Below are 19,323 nucleotides of genomic sequence, written 5' to 3'. Positions count from 1 at the left end.
CATGGAAGTGATACGCAACCGTATCTTGATCGGGTTCGCCGACCGAACCTTCTTGTGCACGAATGACCCCAGCGAAATAACGGAAGTGGTCGATCGCGAGCGGTAAATCGGCGTTAAGTGTCTCACGAACGGCTTTTCCGTTCTCAAGTGTTTCCGCATAAGCGAGCATCTCGAGATTTTCTTCCATTCGATTGGCGATCTTATTTAAAATATTCGAACGTTCGGTTACAGATGTTTTTCCCCATGCTTCTTTTGCCGCATGTGCTGCGTCAAGAGCGAGTTCGATATCTTCCTTTGTAGAACGAGCGACTTGGCACAACACCTTACCAGTAACAGGTGTCACATTATCAAAATATTCTCCCCCGACTGGTGCCGTCCATTTTCCATTAATGTAGTTTTCATACCGTTCCTTGTACTGTACTTTTGACCCTTGCTTGTTCGGAATGTCATAAATCATGCGTTATATCCTCCCTCAACTAAAATGGTCAAGCAGTGAGACGGATGCTTGTATGCGCTTACATTTTAATATAGGCTAAAAACAGTCCTCTCGATACCATCGTACCAAAATTATATGAAAAGTCAAAAAATTCTGGTAAATATCTGTGATATTTTTCGAAAAAAAACATCTCCATTTTCGGGAGATGTTTTGCCGGTCAAGACCGTGTCGGATCGATTCCATCTTCTTGATCAGACGGTGTATCAGAACTACCAAAGTCACTCACTTTCGAGAATCCGTCCGTATCACCGTCGATGTCTTTCCCGCGAGCTGTGACAGATGGATCTAGTACATCTTCTTCGCTTGGTCGCGAATTCGGATCGTTCTCGTTTTGTTCTGCTTCTTCTTTTGCATGCTCAATGCATAATAGGGTTTCTGGAACGATATCAAGACGTTCGATTTCAATCTCTTTTCCACAGACTTCGCAAATGCCATACGTTCCGTCCTCGATCGCTTTTAAGGCGCGATCCACATCTGATAGCATATCCTCTTGCATATCCGTGATTGCTTGATCACGTTCCCGCAAGAATAATTCATCGCCGGAATCGGCAGGATGATTATCGTAACTCGACAATTCACCTTCATCGTAATCGGTATCGCGTTGTTCGATGTTTGATGTCGTCTTTTCTTTTTCCTTCAATAACCGTTGCTTAAATTCTTCCGTCTGTTGTTTAGATAACATGATTGTTCGACTCCCCTTCGTTAGAACCTCTGTTAAGAATGTAGCCTATTCGAAGAAGAATTAAACCATCACGAACACTTATAAGACCGAATTGATCCGTGAAGATCACAGATAACCGTCATACATTCATTCCCATCGTTAAAACAAATCTGATGTGATCGTCCATTCTTGGATGTCGTGATGTCATCAATCCACAGTTGCGAAGCATCTGCTGAAGACAGCATCGCGATTTTGTCGCGAATCATGAATAAATCAAACGGTAACAGATTCAAGGATTGAATCGTCAAACCATGTTTACGGAAGAGTGGATCAAGCTGATATTGCGAGAGACTGTACAAACACTTCTCGGCTCCACCAATCAACAACTGAATCGAATGGGAGGGTTCATGACTATCGATTCGCTCCTTGTGCAGGATAATTCGTCCTCGAACACCAGACTCATTGAAAATTCGTTGCGTATCCTCTTGTGAAAGGCGTGGTCCACCTTCCTTAACCTTTAAGACGATGTGAGCGAATTCCGCGAAATCCGGTTTTCCGATTTCAAGCGCTGGGATATGACGAACTTCTTCACGTTCAATGATTTCAATCAAGTCACGCTCGACTTGGATGCTGACCGTATCTGTTGAAAAGACACGGACGTCGATCACGAATTGATCAAGTACCGCATTTACTTCGATCGTATACGTTAAATCCAGGTTTTTTTCTTGCTCAACCAACAATCGATTCAAGATGAGTTGATGCAATAAATGGACTGGTGTACGTGAAGAAAACTGACTCGAATAAATCAAATGCTTCGGTCCGGTTCCTTTTGTTGCTTTTGGTCGTGCTCCGTTTAATCTATATACATTCACTTTATAATTCAACATATGATCACCTTCTCTTACCTGAAAAATCGGAATAGAGATGTTCCGTTCATATAGCGTACAATGTATTTTAATCGCTAAATATTCGTTTTCGAATATTCCAAATTTAATATACAAATTGTAATCAAATTGTGATAGTAAGATTTTTAGAAACTGCTTGTTTCGTTGATACCAAGACATATTTAAATCGCAAACTAAAAACACCCTCCACAGATATGAAAGGTGTTCGGCTTACAGAGTTATTCATTCTTAAGCAATCGAATTGACTTGTTGTTGCATCGCTTCATAATGTTCAACGATCCGAGATCCAAGTGGATCCGTTGCTGACAGTTGTAGATATGCGTTCAGCGCATCTTCGATTCCATGTTTCGTAATATATGCATTTAATTCTGAAGATTCTGAATCATTTGGATCGAAATAGGTTAGGGCTGCTGCGATCCCACGTGCTAATCCATCTGCTTCGATCCCACGCTCCATCAATTCCTTCGCTGGTTTGACAAGTCGGTCACTTGGACTCAATTTACGAATCGGTGAACGGGCGACACGAATGATTTCATCATGAATTCGCGGGTTTTCAAAGCGTTTCATATTCTTTTGGATGTACGCACTATGATCGACCGGATTAAAGCCGTACTTTTCAAGTAACAACCACCCTGTTTCGTAAAGTGCCGTCTGGACACCCCGACGGATGCGTGGATCCGTTAAACTTTCAGCGATCGTCTCTTTATGAAATAGTGCTCCGAGGTATGAAGCAATTGCATGTCCCGTGTTGACAGTGAACAGCTTCCGCTCGATGAACGGTTCGATGTTCTCGACATAGGTGACGCCGTCGATCCGTGGATAGGCTTCCGGTAGTCCAGTCGTTTCGATCACCCATTCGAAGAATTCTTCCACTTCGACGTACAACGGATCTTCGTGATGCTGAAGTGGAACGATCCGATCAACTGCTGCATTCGGGAAATACCAATTCTCCGCTACCGGTTGATGTTTCGCCACCTCTGTTTGTAAGTGTTTTGACCCACCAATCATGTTTTCACACGCAATGACGTAGACAGGTGTCTGTTGATCCCGTTGACGTAACCCTTCCGCGATCAAAGGAGCTACTTTCGACAACAAGCTCGGTCCGACAGCTGTCGTGATTACATCTGCTTCACGAATCGCTGCAATGACCTGATCTGGTTCAGATAAACTGTTAAGTGCCGTCACGCCGTCGACCCGTTCACGCCCTCCTCTTTCAGAGGCATAACCCACCTCATAGGTATGTCGTGCTTTTAATGCATCGACGACCGTCGTATTGACATCTACGAAACAGACTTCGTAACCCGTCTTTACGAGTTGTAAGCCAATGAATCCTCGTCCGATGTTACCGGCACCAAAATGGATGGCTTTCATGGTTACACCTCCGCTGTCAATAACGCGATGATTTCTTCTTTTGATGTCGCTGCCACGATACGCTCGACGTTCTCCTCATCGGAGCAAATGACTGCGATATTTGATAACAACTCGAGATGTTCATCACCGACGCCAGCGATACCGATGACGAGTCGTGCTTGTTCCGTTCCGAACGCTACGCCTTGCGGTACTTGTAGAATCGATAGCCCCGTTTTCTTGACTTGTGATTTAGCCGACTCTGTTCCGTGTGGAATCGCGACATGGTTGCCAATGTAGACCGTTGATAAGGCATGACGTTCCTGCATTGAATCGATATACCCCGCTTCGACATATCCGTGATCGACGAGGAGTTGACCGGCAGCCGTAATGGCTGCCGTCTCGTCTGCGAATTGTTGATCAAGTAATACAAGTTCCGGTGAAAGGTTCATTGTCGTTGTCATGTTTATTCCTCCTTGAGTGTCTCTATCTTTATCTTTAAGAAATCTTATTTCTTGCTGTTTCGATCTCANNGATTGATCATAATATCCGGCATTTAAGAAATTATCGACTGATCGGTGTTCTGCCGTTGGTACCTGTTCCTTCGCCCGCTCCGTCAAATCACGATGCGTGATGATCAGTTCGGCGTTTTGCGGCAATTGACTGATCGACGTATTCGTCACTTTGATGGGTAAGCCCGCTTTATTGATCTTATTGCGAAGGACGGATGCTCCCATCGCACTCGATCCCATACCAGCGTCACAAGCGAAGATGATATGTTCGACTTCCGCAAGTGGTTTGGCATCAGCTGAAACGAGTGTCGAGGCAATCGATTGTTTTCCTTTCATCGCACTGACGTTCGCGCTCGCCTCTTCAAGCGACGTTTCTTTTGCCTTGCTAGTTTTTAGCAGGACAGTCGAGACAACAAATGTCACAGATGCTGAAACAAGTACACCTGCAATCAATCCGACGTAAGAACCGCGTGATGCCATTGCGAGGACCGCGATGATACTACCTGGTGAAGCGGGTGCGACTAATCCGACATCAAACAGGACGAAAGTGAGGATACCACTCATGCCACCTGCAATCATCGCAAGCAACAAGACTGGCTTCATCAAGACGTATGGGAAATAGATTTCGTGAATTCCACCGATGAATTGGATAAATGCTGCACCGGGTGCTGTCTTCTTCGCTGCACCAGAACCGAAGAACGAGTAAGCAAGTAACAATCCAAGACCTGGACCTGGGTTGGCTTCGAGTAAGAACAGAACTGATTTACCCGCCTCGTTTACTTGGTCGAGACCAAGCGGGCTTAAAATACCGTGGTTGATCGCATTATTTAAGAACAAGATTTTTGCCGGTTCGATGAACAAACTCGCTAATGGTAGCAAATGTGCGCTGACGATCGCACCAACTGCTGCGGCCATGATGTCGTCAAGACCTGTCATGAGTGGTCCGAATACTTTGAATCCACCGAGCATCAACAAACCACCGATGATTCCGACTGAGAAGTTATTGACGAGCATCTCGAGACCTGGTTTGACTTTTCCTTCAATCAACTGATCGAACTTTTTGATGACGTATCCACCAAGTGGTCCCATGATCATGGCACCGAGGAACATCGGAATCTCTGTTCCGACGATAACCCCCATCGTCGCAAGCGTCCCGACAACGCCTCCCCTGACGTCATGCATTAATTTCCCGCCCGTGTATCCAATCAGCAACGGTAAGAGATAGGTGATTGTCGGACCGACAAGTTCACCGAGTTCCTTATTCGGTGCCCATCCAGTCGGGATGAAGAGTGCCGTGATGATCCCCCAAGCGATGAATGCACCGATGTTCGGCATGACCATACCGCTTAAAAAGCTACCGAACCGTTGAACTTGTACACGGATACCCCGTGCTCCATTTTGAGCTGTCGCCATTGCGTTAGCCTCCATTTCGTGTATGAGTTGATAAGATGATTGCTTTGCTATGCCCTTATTGTAAGATCATTGCAAGCGCTTACTCAATCTTTCCTAGTTCAGTCTTTGTCCAAGAAGTTGGACAGACTGGAAAGAAGCCTGCCTGATCAAAGAAAAAACCCCTGCCACTTCAAAGATCAAGTGACAGGGGTTTTTCAAGTATTGCCTAGGAATTGATCAATTACCGTTCGAAACGTTCGATTTAAAAGCAGACGAATTGCATGTTCCTCTCCGAACTCAAATTGATCCATTTGTTCGGGACTTTCAATGATTGCGGCACTAATCGAACTGAGCAATTCAAGCAGTTCGTTCGAGGTCTCTTCCGGTGCGACAAGTACAAGAAGCCTTTCGACGGATTGCAACTGTTGATCCATCCCGAGTAAGTCGATTGGTTCAGGCAATTCAAAAATGAGAAATCCTCCTCTTTGAATTGTCGCATCACGTCCGTGGAATAAAGCAAGCCGTGTTCCTGGAATACCAAGACCCGACATCTCATGACGACGCAACAATTGCGCCGAGAGTGAAACAGCTGATTTTGCTAATCCTTGATCGACCATTCTTGTGCTGATCTCAAATAATAACGATTCAATCCCATCGTCCACGCGCTCCAACCGTTCCATTTGAAATCCGTTCGACACTTGAATCGACGATGCAACGAGCCGATGCAATTGCTCGAGATCGAGCCATTCTGTTTTCGTCTGCCGTGGTTCTGGTTGGAAGGATTTTGGTAAGGCAAGAATCAATTTTCGGATCCGTTCCACCTCATCCTGAGGGAGCAACGGGTTGACAAGAAGATGTGGTGGGCGGATGTCAGGCAACGGCACGGTCGATAAAACGAAGTCATACGATTCAATCGGTAACCGTTCAATGCCAAACAGCGACGAGTTATCGATATGTTCGAGTTCAGCAAATTCTTGCCGTAACCGATTCATCAATAACTTTGAAGAGCCGAGTCCAGCAGAGCAGACGACTAAAACGCGATATGGTAGTTTAGGTGTCGGTTTGCTGAGAACAGCCCCGAAATGCATGACCCAAAATGCTAAATCCACGTCTTCAAATGTCGCATCTGTGAAGATCGACAGCGCTGCTTGTTTGACCGCATCGAACAGACGTGGATACTCCCGTTCAATTTGTTTGATGACATAGGACGGATTGACGCTATTTTGACGCGTATAGGATTGAATATGCGAAACGAGCCCCCGCTCCAAAGCATAATCTTTCGTAAAGTTCGTTCCATATAATAAAGAGACGTGTTCAATCAATCGTTTCACACGGAGGCGTGTGACGAGTTCTTCCGTATCTCCTGCGTCCGATTGAAAAAACGCGCGCAACTCTTCTGATAACCATTGACGTTCGGCAATCGACAATGTGTCAGGTAATCGCTCTTCGACGCGTTCCACCCATTTGAGAATTTCGACTGGGTACGCTTTTAACTCGTAACGCATCGGAAACTGATCTTTGCGCAACGCTTGTAAAGCTAAGCTGAGTGTGGCACGCATGATTTGTCGGTCATTGAGACGTCCTTCTTTCGTCAACGGTGCAATGACTGCATACGCTTGATTGATCATCTCAAGCCATGATGTTCGGTTCATTTGTAACAGATGGGGTAACTGATCGACATCTCCTTGCAACAACCGATAGAAAGCAAGAACATCCCATTGTGTAAAGATCAATGAGATCAATAAGCGTCGTTTGTTGATCTCTTCGCCGATGACTTCGGCACCAATGCCTTTTTTGCGCTTGATTTCAAGGTCATATTGCATAAACCACTCATCAATCCGCTCTAAATCCTGGCTGATCGTACTCGGTGCCACGTACATCGCATGGGCGATCGCCTGTAATTTGACCATCCCGTCTTCTTGCAGTAGCCGATACGCTAACTCGACTTGGCGATCCTCAGCAGTCGGTAATTGTTTGTGTGATAACAATAATTGGTCCCGTAGTACGTGTTTGGCTTCATCCGTTCCCTCAATCAACAGACCTCTACCGCGGACATATGTCAAACGTAACTCATGGTCTTCTAAAGACTGGGCAAGACGATCCCGTTCACGCTGAATCGTTCGTTCCGATGTCTCGAGCGTTTCCGCGATTTCTTGTATTTGAACAGGTTCCTCACGTGATAAGAGGAAAAATAAGATATCGTGTTCCCGTGGTGTGAATTCAGTCATGTAGCCTCACTCTTTTCCGCCAAGATTCGAGGATGACGTCATATGCAGTCGGATCCAGAATCCGATCGACTGGATGAACAGAACAATACGCTTTCCAGACGTGTCGATGGATAAGTTGTGCTTCTCCGACGATAAAAGATCCCTGATCAGGAAGATCTACGATTCGACATGTCTTGACGTCTGTCGTAATCCCACATTCAAGTAAGCGTTTTCTAAAAATCGTAGCCGCTATGACACTACTTGCCATTCCACTCTCGCATACGAAATAGATGATTTCTGGATTCATCCGTCATTCCTCCCCTTCATTTTATAAGAATATCAGAAATAGTTTCGGGGTTTTACCTTGAAACAAAATCAATAGTTATTTTTGAACTGGCAGATTTCCTTGCCAAACACAAAAAAGCCTGGATTTCTGAAGATGCCAGAAAATCCAGACTGCGTGATTTAGCCAGTTTGTTGCATTGTTCTTAAATATTGACCGACGGCTTCCGCCACTTCACGACCTTCTCGAATTGCCCAGACAATGAGCGATTGACCACGTCGTGCGTCACCTGCGGCAAATACACCTGAACGGTTCGTCGCATAACGAATCGTCTTGATTTTTCCGCGTTCCGATGCAACCGCTAAATGCTCGAGTATACTCTCTTCCACACCGCTGAATCCGATAGCGATCCAGACTTGATCGACCGGGAAGTAACGATCGCTCCCTTCGATTTCCTCAAAGATCACCGCACCCGATTCATTTTTTGTTTTCGTCGTCTGAATCGTCCAGACACCGGTGACTTGACCCGATTCACTTGTCGTGAATCGCTTGATGGCGATCAAGTATTCACGGGGATCTCGACCGAATTGTTGGAATGCTTCCGCATATCCATAATCGATCGAATAAAGCAAAGGTGTATCCGGCCACATGTTTCCTGTTGCACGTGTCGTACCTGGTTGTTCATGCTTGCCGAATTGGACGACGGAGCGGCAGCGTTGACGGAGCGCCGTCGCTACACAGTCCGCTCCTGTATCGCCGCCACCAATGACAAGAATATCCTTATCTCTCGCATCGTGATCAGGAGACAACGGTTCTTTCGAGAGCACGTGGCGTGTCACTCCAGTCAGATAATCCATCGCATAACCGACTCCTTGCGTTGGTGCTTCTGTCAATTTTCGTGGTTCCGTCGCACCGACACACAAGATTACAGCATCATACTCTGCTTCAAGTGTCTCGAGCGTGATATCTGCGCCGATCGTAACATTCGTCCGAAAGTGGATTCCTTCTGCTTCAAGCAAATCAACACGACGCTGTACGACCTCTTTATCGAGTTTCATCGCTGGTATACCGTATGTCAAAAGCCCGCCGACACGGTCCTCTCGTTCAAAGACGGTGACCTGGTGCCCTGCTTGATTCAGCTGATCAGCAGCTGCAAGACCGGCAGGACCAGATCCGACGATGGCAATAGAATGCGACGAACGTATCATTGGAATTCGAGGCACGACCCATCCTTTTTCAAACCCGATATCAATGATCGATCGTTCAATATCCTTGATTGCAACTGCAGGTTCATGAATTGATAACGTACACGATCCTTCGCACGGCGCTGGGCAGACGCGACCCGTGAATTCAGGAAAATTGTTCGTCTCAAGCAGTCGATCGAGGGCCTCTTGAAAACGTCCTTCTTCTACAAGTAAATTCCATTCTGGAATTAAGTTATAGACTGGACAACCGATCTTCACTTGATCAAATACTTCCCCTACATGGCAAAACGGGGTGCCACAATCCATACATCGACTTGCTTGTTGACTCGCTTCCGCTTCCGTCAAAGCCGTCTTGTATTCACTAAAATCCCCCACCCGTTCGCTTGGGTGTCGTTCCGCTCCGCTTGAACGAGCAACTGTCATGAATTGATCGCGTCGTTTCATCGTACTCCTCCTGTTCTTCGACCAAGATGTGTCTCGAATGCGAGTAACATCGCTTCTTCAGTGTTATGTCCTTGTTTTGCGAAATCAGCCATCAATGTTGTCACTTTCTCGTACGTCGATGGAATGACGCGGATGAACGAATGGATGACATGATCCCAGTTCGCTAGAATCGCATCGCCCTGCTCACTTCCGGTCCGTTCGACGTGCCGCTCGATGAACGTCTTCAGTCGCGTGATCTCTTCGGCATGCGTGACGGGTCCAGTCGAGACGAGTTCGCGGTTGACACGTTGTAAAAATTGTTCGGGATTACGCGGTAAGACATAAGCGACACCGCCTGACATACCGGCTGCAAAGTTTTTTCCGATATCGCCAAGGACAACGACAGATCCACCGGTCATATACTCGAGTCCATGATTGCCGATTCCTTCGACGACGGCGACGGCTCCACTGTTTCGAACCGCAAATCGCTCACCTGCCTGACCGTTGACATAAAGTTCTCCACTTGTCGCTCCGTAAAGTGCGACATTACCGATGATCGATTGATCGGACGAGACGAACGAAATCGAACGTGGAGGATGAACGGCGATGATACCCCCGGACAACCCTTTTCCTACATAATCATTCGCTTCTCCCGTGACATCAAGCGTCATCCCACGTGGGAGATACGCACCTAAACTTTGCCCAGCAGATCCCTGCAGTTCAAGTTTCAATCGATCCGTCGGAAGACCAAGTGCCCCAAATCGTCTGGTCAGCATCGCACCGGTCTGCGTGCCAATCGCACGGTCTGTATTTTGAATCGTTAAACGTAGTGTCTGTGGTTGACTGAAATCTGCCGACTCTAAATACGGTGCGACTTCACGGGCGTCAAAGGAACGCTCGACGTGATGCTGTTGTTGTTCAGCCGGACCGTGTGACACATGAACGAGGAGACGAGAGAAATCAAGACTTTTCGCCTTCCAATGCGTTCGTTGTCGTTCCGATGGTTCGAGTAAATCCGTACGCCCTACGAGATCTTGCAACCGTCTCACACCGAGTTTTGCTAAATGTTCTCGTACTTCCTCAGCGATAAATGTCATGAAATGGACGACGTCATCGGCAGATCCGGTAAATTTCTTGCGGAGCTCTGGATCCTGTGTCGCGACACCAACAGGACACGTATCGAGATGACACGCACGCATCATGATACAGCCGACAGCGATAAGTGGTGCTGTCGCAAACCCATATTCATTCGCTCCGAGCATTGCTGCGAGGATGACATCACGACCGGTCAATAGCTTTCCGTCCGTCTCGAGAACGACACGCTCGCGTAACCCGTTTAATGTCAACGTTTGATGTGTTTCAGCAAGACCAAGTTCCCATGGCAGTCCGGCATGTTGAATACTCGTCTTAGGTGAGGCGCCCGTTCCGCCGTCATGACCACTGATGACGATAACATCTGCTAACCCCTTCGCAACGCCAGCAGCAATCGTTCCAACGCCTCCTTTGGCGACGAGTTTGACGCTAATCCGGGCTTGATCGTTGGCACGTTTTAAGTCATGAATCAACTGGGCTAAATCTTCAATTGAATAGATATCATGGTGTGGAGGTGGTGAGATCAATCCAACACCAGGTGTCGATGCACGTACACGTGCGATCCATGGATAGACTTTTTCACCGGGTAATTGACCGCCTTCACCGGGCTTCGCACCTTGTGCCACCTTGATTTGCAATTCGTCGGCATGTACCAGATAATGACTCGTCACTCCAAAACGACCAGAGGCGATTTGTTTGATTCGGCTCATCCGGAAATCGCCATTTTCATCGTGTTCGTATCGTTCTTCTTCCTCCCCACCTTCACCACTGTTACTTTTACCACCTAAGCGGTTCATCGCAATCGCGAGTGTCTCATGCGCTTCTTTTGATAACGAGCCGTATGACATTGCACCTGTTTTAAAGTATTTGACGATTTCGCTAATGGGCTCGACTTCTTCGATCGGGATTGCCGTCGTCTCCTTGAATGTCAACAGATGTCGTAGCACCGTTGCTGGTTCCTCCTGAATGCGTTGTGCGTACTTTTGATAGAGCCGGTAATCATTTGTGCGGCATGCGTGTTGCAACAAATGAATCGTCGCTGGATTAAACGCATGATGTTCTCCTGCTTGACGGTACCGGAAGACACTGCCGGACTCTAAATGAATCCGTTCATCTGCAACCTGTTGTGCTCGTCGGACTTCTTCTTCCATCAGCTCAAGCGTCATCCCACTCAATTGAGAGATCGTGCCAGTGAAATGCTGTTCGATGACAGAGCGATCGATTCCGACTGCTTCAAAGATTTGAGCACCCCGATAACTGAAGATCGTCGAAATGCCCATCTTCGACATGACTTTGACGACGCCTTCCGTGACTGCTTTTTGATAACGTTTGGCTACATCCGTAAAACGATCCCCTACTGCTTCTTCAAGCGTCGCATATGCAAGATACGGATAAATCGCATCCGCACCATACCCGATCAACGTGGCGACATGATGGACTTCACGAATTTCTCCACCTTCAACGATCAAGCTGAGATTTGTACGTAATCCCTTACGAATCAGCGCATGATGAATCGCACTCGTTACTAAGAGGATTGGCATCGGTAATGTTCCAGGGCGAACGAGACGATCCGATAACGTCAATAATTCATACCCGTTTCGTGCAGCGGTCACAGCCTCATCAACGATCATGTCAAGCGCTTCTTCAAGCGAGTCGGTGAACGTCGTTGAGATCGTTTTCTGCTTAAGTCCACATTGTTTAAGCACATGGGCTTCGTCTGGTCGCAGGATCGGCGTCTCTAAGCGAACACGACGACAGTTCGCACGGTTCGGCGTCAGCAGCTCCCCTTGTCGACCAAGCCATGTTAGCGTCGAAGTGACGATCTCTTCGCGTAACGCATCGATCGGTGGATTCGTGACTTGTGCGAATAGCTGTTTGAAATAACGGAACAAGGATTGAGGACGTTCACTTAAGACCGCTAGCGGTATGTCCGTTCCCATCGCGCCTAACGGATCCTTTTGTTCTTCGACGAGTGGAATCAAGTATTGATCGATATCTTCACGCGTGTATCCAAAATGCCGTTGTTTCGTTCCAAGTTCAATGAGTGTTTCCTTGAAGTCGTTACTTGAGAGGGAAACGACTTCTTGCGCGAGCCACTCCGCGTAAGGGTGACGTGTCGCTAACTCCCGCTTGATCTCTTCATCTGCGATTAACTGACCGGACGCAAAATCGAGTAAAAGGAGTTCACCCGGTGCTAATCGTTTTTTGTACAAAATGTCTTGTTCACGAAGAGGGAGTACTCCTGCTTCTGACGACAACATGAAGTGACCATCGCGTAACAATACATATCGCGCCGGGCGTAAACCATTTCGGTCAAGCGTCGCACCAATCTGTTTTCCGTTCGTGAAGACGATGGCAGACGGACCATCCCACGGTTCCATCATGCTACTGTGATACTCATAGTACGCGCGCTTCGCCGGTCTGATTTCGGCATGTTCGAATGGTTCCGGTACGAGCATCAGTGCTGTCTCAGCGAGCGAGAGTCCGGACAGATGAAGAAACTCAAACGCATTATCAAGCATTGATGAGTCGCTACCTGTCTCATCCAATATCGGTAACACTTCCTCTGCCCGATTACCGTACGTCGTCTCAGCAAGTCGACGTTCTCGACCGCGCATTGCCCGAATGTTTCCTTGCAACGTATTGATTTCGCCATTGTGAATCAAATAACGGTTTGGATGGGCACGTTTCCAACTTGGGAACGTGTTCGTACTAAAACGTGAATGTACAATACCAAAGCCTGACTGATAGCGTTCGTCTCGTAAATCATCAAAGTACGCACGTAGTTGATCCGTCGTCACGAGTCCTTTATACACGATTGTTTCACTCGAGCTACTCAAGACGTATTGCTCGAGACCGAGTTGCTCCGATTCACGTTCAAACGCTCGTCGAATCAAAAAAAGTGTTCGTTCAAATGTCAATCCTTCCATCGCCTGTGCACCAATGAAGCATTGACGAATGACTGGCTCCGTACGACGTGCACCTGATCCAAGCACTTCGGACCGAACAGGTACGGTCCGCCACCCTAATACGTCTTGTCCTTCTGTCAAAATGATTGACTCTAACGTTCGTTCGAGTCGCATCCGTTCCCGTTCCTCACGTGGCAAGAACATCATGAAAACGCCATAATCCCCTTTTTTAGGGAAGGAAATGTGCCGAACCGTTTCACGAAACAACCGATCTGGTAATTGCGTTAAAATACCCGCCCCGTCTCCAGTCTTCGCATCACTCCCTTGTCCACCACGGTGTTCCATTTGACAAAGCATGGCCAATGCATGTTCAACGATTTCATGACTCGCTCGTCCTGTTTGATGTGCGTAAACCCCGATCCCACACGCATCATGTTCCATACGAGGGTCGTATAAGCCCTGCTGTTCAGGGTATTTATGAAATGTCATAGTAGCACTCTCCTTGCCTTCTTAATTTTCTGTATATTCAGTTAAGTTACACTTTACACCCTTTTATGTTTATTCGCTACTATGCATAATCACCATCTTGTCCACCCTCAGGAGGTAGAATTACCATATATCAACATTGATAACGCTTACATATACTTGGATATTCATTCAATATTTTTTTTAATTAAATCCAACACTTTATGCGCGTATTGTTTTGCCCGAACATGTGATTCCGTGGTATTTTTAAGTAGGAACAGCGTTACTGATTACGGAAATAAAGAGAGGAATAATACGATGAAAAAAACAATGCAATGGACGGGACTCTTGATTGCAGGAAGCTCGATTCTATTAAGCGCATGCGGTCAACAAGACGAGAAAGCAACCGCATACGATAAAATCCAAAAAGAAGGCACAATCGTCGTCGCAACAGCAGGTACACTTTACCCGACGTCCTATCATGATGAAAAAAGTAATAAATTGACGGGGTTTGACGTTGAAGTCGTCAAAGAAGTAGCCAAACGGCTTGATTTGAAAGTAAAGTTCAAAGAGATGTCTTTCGACGGTATGTTGACAAGCGTTAATACAGGTCAGGTTGACCTTGCGGCTAACGACATTACGATCACCGATGACCGTAAAGAAAAATTCGCTTTCTCAAAACCATATAAATATACGTATGGTACGGCAATCGTCCGTAAAAGTGATTTGTCAGGCATCAAGTCTCTAGAAGATCTAAAAGGAAAAAAAGCTGCCGGAGAAGCAACAACGACATATATGCAGATTGCTAAAAAATACGGTGCAAAAGAAGTCACTTACGATAATGCGACGAACGATCAATATCTACGAGATGTCTCAAATGGTCGCACAGACGTCATCTTGAATGATTATTACTTGCAAACACTGGCTGTCGATTTCTTCAAAGACTTCGATATCACGATTCATCCGGACATCGCCTATAACCCGAGCCAAGTCGGTTTAATCATGGATTTAGACAATAAAGAACTTCAATCCAACATTAACGAACAACTCGATAAAATGAAGGAAGACGGTACATTAAAAGACATTTCGAAGCAATTTTATGCCGGAAAGAATGTTTCCCAAATGCCTGACGTCAAAACGACGATTGTCGATGTGAACTAATGATGTCATCGATTGATTGGCGGTCCGTCTTCAATCCTGAATTGGCGGTTGATTCGTTTCCATATATTTTAAGTGGACTTGGACAAACATTATGGATTTCTTTGCTCAGCATGGCGATTGGTCTTGGAATTGGGTTAATTCTTGCGCTTTGTCGTCTCTCTCATTTTCGAGTATTGCGTATTGGAGCGAGCGCCTACATCTCATTTATGCGTGGTGTACCCATCCTTGTGCTATTGTTCATGTTGTATTTCGGGCTGCCAGTCATCAATATTCAACTGAACGCGTTGACTGCTGCGATTACTGGTTTTAGTTTAAATAGTGCGGCATACATGGCAGAAATCATTCGTTCTTCCTTACTCTCGATTGATCGTGGGCAGGAAGAGGCAGCGGCGTCCCTCGGTTTATCTAGGTATCGGACGTTTGTTGGCATCATTTTGCCGCAAGCGATTCGAATTGCCATCCCACCGCTTTCGAACGTCTTGCTAGATCTTGTTAAAGCTTCGTCGCTTGCTGCCATGATTACTGTCCCTGAAATTTTTCAAAAGGCAAAAATCGTTGGTGGGCGTGAATTCGACTATATGACCGTCTATTTTGTCGTTGCGTTCATTTACTGGGGTATATGTTCATGTATCGCAGTCATCCAAGAGATTCTCGAGCGTCGTTTTGCCCGGTATCTCTGATTTATTATCTCCTATATGGTAATACAAACAGGCGATAGACATGATCCTTCGCCTGTTTGTATTTTCAATTGTTTGATATCTGTTTAGCCTTCTCGATACATCGCTAAAAAATGTTCTAATTGTTGCGGCTGTAGCGGTCGATAGAATAGATATCCTTGCAACGTATGACACCCCATCTGTTCGAGCAATGTTGCCTCTTCTTCAAGTTCGATTCCTTCTGCTACGATTGCCATATTTAATCGTTTTCCTAATTGAATGATCGTCTCGATCATTGCTCGTTTCCTTTCAGAATGAATCGCTTCTTGAACGATTTCTTTTGGAATTTTTAATTGATCGAACGGTAGTTCCACGAGTGGTTGCATGGATGAGAATCCAGTTCCAAAATCATCAAGAGCGATTCGAATGCCATACAAATGGAGTGCGTTTAATGTTTCGATAATTTGCTCGGTTCCTTCGATAAAGATATGTTCTGTCATCTCGATTTCAAGTAGGGATGGAGGAAAACCTGTTTGCTTTAATATAGTGAGCACTCGATTCGTAAAATCAGCTTGTCGTAATTCCCACGGTGAAACATTAACCGAAATCGTCAGAGGTTCCTTCCCTTCCTCCAACCAAGCTTTTCCTTGAAGACAGGCTTGACGCATGACCCATCGCCCTAATGTCTCAATAAATCGTGTTCTTTCCGCGAGTGGAATGAACTCAACTGGTGGAACAAGACCGTATTCCGGATGATTCCAACGAATTAAAGCCTCTACACCTGTAATTTGACGCGTTCTCGCATTGACTTGAGGTTGAAATAAAATAAAGAAGTCTCGATCCAATTCTGCATCATATAAATCGCGCGTTAACTGGAGTGCTCGCTTCCGTTCATTTTGTGTTGCTAAGTCTGTGATCGCATACGTGTTCTTTCGATTTGATTGGGCTGTAAATAATGCAATCTCCGCGTCATTGATGACATGGTCCGTCGATTCATCATTAATATAGGAAACACCAATACTCGCAGTAACATTGATTTGCTTAAAGTCAATTTGTACACGTTCTGATACACTTGATAAAATATCGTCACAGAGGACTCGTGCATCATGATGATAAGGCGCATGAAGTAAAAAAGCACTACCGCTCGCTTTCGCAATCGTACAATCTGAAAAACGATTCATCAATCGTCGACCAATGATGTGTAATGAACGGTCACCAGTTCGGTAACCGAATGCATCATTTACTGTTTTGAAATCATCCAAATCCACGAGACAAATCATATCGCCATCTTGTTTTTTCTTATCTACTTCAATGACAAACGAAGAGCGGTTTGGTAAACCTGTCACGGGATCCGTAAATGCTTGTTCCTGTAAACGGGCTAAGTATTCAATATTTCGTTCAAGACGGGTAACATATTGATTATGGATCAGTAAACTAATGATCGTCGCAATCAAGATAAGTCCAATACGCGCGATGTGATCGGATACAAACATCGAAGTGTTTTCAAGTGATGGAGTTTGATACCAAATATAAAGAAGAGAAACCGTCGTGATGCTTGTTGCGTACAGTAGCATCGTTCGGTTGATGACGACTAAGGAAGCTAATATGAATAGAAGGGCACATGCCCAAACTGTCTGGACTCCCCTACCGATGAATGGATGATAAATATATGGAATCAATAAAAAAACGCTAGACATCATATGTGGCTTTAGTCGGTCTGATAATGTACTTTTACCGATGAAGTATTGAACACTCCCAGCACTCGCAATGACAAGTGCACGTATCCAATCCTCTCCTTTCAAACCATAACTACTAAATGTATTGGCAACGATATATAAAACGGCACCACAACTCGTCAAAATAAAAATGATCATCCCGAACAATTGATAATTTGCCCGAATTTCTCGATGATATTGCTGACTATTGGAAGAACGTCGCTGTGTATTCATCGCCATCCCCTCTTTCAAGTTCCTGTCGTTTATTTTCCTTATCAGAACCAAAATAAAACTTGAATTTTCTAAAAATAATAAAATAATGGGAAGTCATGATTTTAAGCAAAATGGGAATAGATAGGTATAGAAAGGAGCGATCACTATGTCTCATTTACTATTCATCGAAGCAAACGATAGCACGCATCAAAAAAAAGGCATTAGTTCTGAATTAAACGATGCCTTTCTGAATGCTTATCGTGAAAATCATCCTGAGGACAAAATTACGGTTTTGAATTTATTCGAGGAACGTCTTCCCTTCTTTGATCTAAAACTTGCGAACGCGGCAGGGCGGCTATTTAAAGGGGAAGAATTAACTGGAGATGATGCGACTCATGCACAACGGCTTCAAGAATATTTAAACGGATTCTTAGATGCCGATAAAGTTGTCTTTTCATTTCCGATGTGGAACTTAACGGTTCCGGCACCGCTTCACAATTACATGGATTATCTCGCCCAGGTTGGTCAAACGTTTCGTTATACAGCCGAAGGTTCGATCGGACTTGTTGAAGACAAACAAGTGCTATTGATTCATTCACGCGGTGGTGATTACTCGACAAAAGAGAAAGCCCCAAGTGAACACGCGGTTCGCTATATGTTGGACTTGTTAGCATTCTTTGGGATCAATGATGTATCAACTGTCATTTTAGAAGGACATCAGCAATACCCAGATCGTGCATCTGAATTGATCGAACAAGCGCTTCAAGAGTGCCGACAATTCGGTCGTTCGTTTTAAATTGGGAATAGAACATACTCTGCATATTCTTCCAGAAGACGTTTTTCATGAATCGGCATATCAAATGCACAAAATAAGGAATAGGCCATCGTAAAATCACGCTGGATATCTGAGAGATCACCATTTAATTGCTGCTTAAAGTATCCCCTTTGAAAGTAAAAGTGACCTAAGAAATGACCGTCTTCCAATTGAAGACTCTCCTGAATACCTTGTTCGGTGATTTTTAGACCAGCAAGGTATTTTTTTTGCAGTGAAAGTTGTTGTCCATAGTTATATAAAATCTTGATTCGAACTTTTTTTAATTCGATCGTTTCGTATTTTGCTTGAATCAAATTCTGAAAAAGATCATCCGCTAATTCAAAGTCACCGTGTTCGACATACAGATTCGCCATCCCCATCTGAATCCGTAGATACAAGGTAGCTGATTCAAACCAGAGTTGTTCTTTATTTAGTAACCGTTCGAGCGATTGAACAGCTTTTAAGTAATGAATTTGACCACTTCTTTCCTGCACAATGATTTGATAATATCTTGCTAAATTACGTACCTGTTCATATTCAGTTGTAGACAGTACGTGTTCGCTCAATTTCAGAGCATCTACATATTTATTAGTACGTAACAAGTCCGCTAATTGTTCATCATATGATTGAAAGACATCACTTCGTAAATGATCTTGAAACAACATCGATAATGGTACTTTCAGCCGTTTGGCCACTTGTTGGAGTAAATCAATGGTAGGTGAATTTTTACCGTTTTCGACTTTACTAATTTCAGCTTGGCTACAGATGCCTTCACATAATTCTGCTTGTGTGATCTTTTTTTCTTTTCGAAGTCGCTTGATTTCATAGCCAATGGAGACGGGTAAATGATTCAAATTATACTCCTTT

The 19,323-nt window shown here is 45.1% G+C and carries 14 protein-coding genes; 3 read left to right on the top strand and 11 right to left on the bottom strand.

The features are described from left to right. The 9 genes from B2751_RS12585 to gltB form a co-directional block, all read right to left on the bottom strand. Window positions 1-457: aldehyde dehydrogenase family protein (locus tag B2751_RS12585; protein WP_290775056.1), on the bottom strand; the 457-nt coding region annotated here is incomplete at its 3' end. A gap of 196 nt (window positions 458-653) precedes the next feature. Beyond that, window positions 654-1,178, bottom strand: coding sequence for a TraR/DksA C4-type zinc finger protein (locus B2751_RS12580; RefSeq protein ID WP_290775054.1), 525 nt, complete (start codon window positions 1,176-1,178; stop codon window positions 654-656). A 68-nt stretch (window positions 1,179-1,246) separates the two neighbouring features. Next, window positions 1,247-2,044: a hypothetical protein gene (locus B2751_RS12575; RefSeq protein ID WP_035407387.1), complete on the bottom strand. Its 798-nt coding sequence runs from the start codon at window positions 2,042-2,044 to the stop codon at window positions 1,247-1,249. Between the two features lie 246 nt (window positions 2,045-2,290). Beyond that, entirely contained in the window at window positions 2,291-3,433 is a 1,143-nt protein-coding gene (locus B2751_RS12570; RefSeq protein WP_056062077.1) for a mannitol-1-phosphate 5-dehydrogenase, read from the bottom strand. A gap of 2 nt (window positions 3,434-3,435) precedes the next feature. Beyond that, the gene (locus B2751_RS12565; protein ID WP_422653605.1) at window positions 3,436-5,256 is read right to left on the bottom strand and encodes a PTS mannitol transporter subunit IICBA; all 1,821 of its coding nucleotides are present in this window, start codon (window positions 5,254-5,256) and stop codon (window positions 3,436-3,438) included. Window positions 5,257-5,528: 272 nt separating this feature from the next. Further along, window positions 5,529-7,541: a BglG family transcription antiterminator gene (locus B2751_RS12560; RefSeq protein WP_035407379.1), complete on the bottom strand. Its 2,013-nt coding sequence runs from the start codon at window positions 7,539-7,541 to the stop codon at window positions 5,529-5,531. Beyond that, on the bottom strand, window positions 7,534-7,827 hold the full coding sequence (locus B2751_RS12555) for a hypothetical protein (RefSeq protein WP_290775049.1): 294 nt from the start codon (window positions 7,825-7,827) through the stop codon (window positions 7,534-7,536). Before B2751_RS12555 ends, B2751_RS12560 begins: the two co-directional genes overlap by 8 nt. A gap of 158 nt (window positions 7,828-7,985) precedes the next feature. After that, window positions 7,986-9,452 carry a glutamate synthase subunit beta gene (locus tag B2751_RS12550; protein WP_290775048.1) on the bottom strand — a complete coding sequence of 489 codons (1,467 nt, stop codon included), beginning with the start codon at window positions 9,450-9,452 and terminating at the stop codon, window positions 7,986-7,988. After that, on the bottom strand, window positions 9,449-13,921 hold the full coding sequence (gene gltB, locus B2751_RS12545; RefSeq protein WP_290775047.1) for a glutamate synthase large subunit: 4,473 nt from the start codon (window positions 13,919-13,921) through the stop codon (window positions 9,449-9,451). The genes B2751_RS12550 and gltB overlap by 4 nt, the downstream gene beginning before the upstream one ends. Before the next feature lie 294 nt (window positions 13,922-14,215). On the opposite strand from gltB, the gene B2751_RS12540 reads away from it, so the two are divergent. Both B2751_RS12540 and B2751_RS12535 read left to right on the top strand, forming a co-directional pair. Further along, window positions 14,216-15,058: a transporter substrate-binding domain-containing protein gene (locus tag B2751_RS12540; protein ID WP_035407369.1), complete on the top strand. Its 843-nt coding sequence runs from the start codon at window positions 14,216-14,218 to the stop codon at window positions 15,056-15,058. Then, a complete protein-coding gene (locus B2751_RS12535) occupies window positions 15,058-15,738 on the top strand; it encodes an amino acid ABC transporter permease (protein WP_035407367.1) in 681 nt (226 codons plus the stop codon). Before B2751_RS12540 ends, B2751_RS12535 begins: the two co-directional genes overlap by 1 nt. A gap of 83 nt (window positions 15,739-15,821) precedes the next feature. Here B2751_RS12535 and B2751_RS12530 read toward each other — a convergent pair whose 3' ends face one another. After that, on the bottom strand, window positions 15,822-17,663 hold the full coding sequence (locus tag B2751_RS12530) for a putative bifunctional diguanylate cyclase/phosphodiesterase (protein ID WP_290775046.1): 1,842 nt from the start codon (window positions 17,661-17,663) through the stop codon (window positions 15,822-15,824). A 145-nt stretch (window positions 17,664-17,808) separates the two neighbouring features. On the opposite strand from B2751_RS12530, the gene B2751_RS12525 reads away from it, so the two are divergent. Further along, a complete protein-coding gene (locus B2751_RS12525) occupies window positions 17,809-18,438 on the top strand; it encodes an FMN-dependent NADH-azoreductase (RefSeq protein ID WP_290775045.1) in 630 nt (209 codons plus the stop codon). Here the strand turns inward: B2751_RS12525 and B2751_RS12520 are convergent. Then, the gene (locus tag B2751_RS12520) at window positions 18,435-19,310 is read right to left on the bottom strand and encodes a helix-turn-helix domain-containing protein (RefSeq protein WP_290775043.1); all 876 of its coding nucleotides are present in this window, start codon (window positions 19,308-19,310) and stop codon (window positions 18,435-18,437) included. The two genes, B2751_RS12525 and B2751_RS12520, sit on opposite strands and share 4 nt — an antisense overlap. Between the last annotated feature and the right edge of the window lie 13 nt (window positions 19,311-19,323).

The sequence above is a fragment of the Exiguobacterium sp. UBA6282 genome (genome assembly GCF_002440475.1).
Classification (GTDB): Bacteria; Bacillota; Bacilli; order Exiguobacteriales; family Exiguobacteriaceae; genus Exiguobacterium_A.
The sequence above is the reverse complement of the archived record's forward strand: the minus strand, read 5'-3'. Positions and strand labels throughout refer to the sequence as shown.

What these genes read in the sequence shown, in the direction of transcription:
- B2751_RS12555 (WP_290775049.1), bottom strand. Translation starts at nt 7,827, where the DNA reads ATGAATCCAGAAATCATCTATTTCGTATGCGAGAGTGGAATGGCAAGT.
- B2751_RS12570 (WP_056062077.1), bottom strand. Translation starts at nt 3,433, where the DNA reads ATGAAAGCCATCCATTTTGGTGCCGGTAACATCGGACGAGGATTCATT.
- gltB (WP_290775047.1), bottom strand. Translation starts at nt 13,921, where the DNA reads ATGACATTTCATAAATACCCTGAACAGCAGGGCTTATACGACCCTCGT.
- B2751_RS12560 (WP_035407379.1), bottom strand. Translation starts at nt 7,541, where the DNA reads ATGACTGAATTCACACCACGGGAACACGATATCTTATTTTTCCTCTTA.
- B2751_RS12540 (WP_035407369.1), top strand. Translation starts at nt 14,216, where the DNA reads ATGAAAAAAACAATGCAATGGACGGGACTCTTGATTGCAGGAAGCTCG.
- B2751_RS12580 (WP_290775054.1), bottom strand. Translation starts at nt 1,178, where the DNA reads ATGTTATCTAAACAACAGACGGAAGAATTTAAGCAACGGTTATTGAAG.
- B2751_RS12550 (WP_290775048.1), bottom strand. Translation starts at nt 9,452, where the DNA reads ATGAAACGACGCGATCAATTCATGACAGTTGCTCGTTCAAGCGGAGCG.
- B2751_RS12530 (WP_290775046.1), bottom strand. Translation starts at nt 17,663, where the DNA reads ATGAATACACAGCGACGTTCTTCCAATAGTCAGCAATATCATCGAGAA.
- B2751_RS12525 (WP_290775045.1), top strand. Translation starts at nt 17,809, where the DNA reads ATGTCTCATTTACTATTCATCGAAGCAAACGATAGCACGCATCAAAAA.
- B2751_RS12535 (WP_035407367.1), top strand. Translation starts at nt 15,058, where the DNA reads ATGATGTCATCGATTGATTGGCGGTCCGTCTTCAATCCTGAATTGGCG.
- B2751_RS12575 (WP_035407387.1), bottom strand. Translation starts at nt 2,044, where the DNA reads ATGTTGAATTATAAAGTGAATGTATATAGATTAAACGGAGCACGACCA.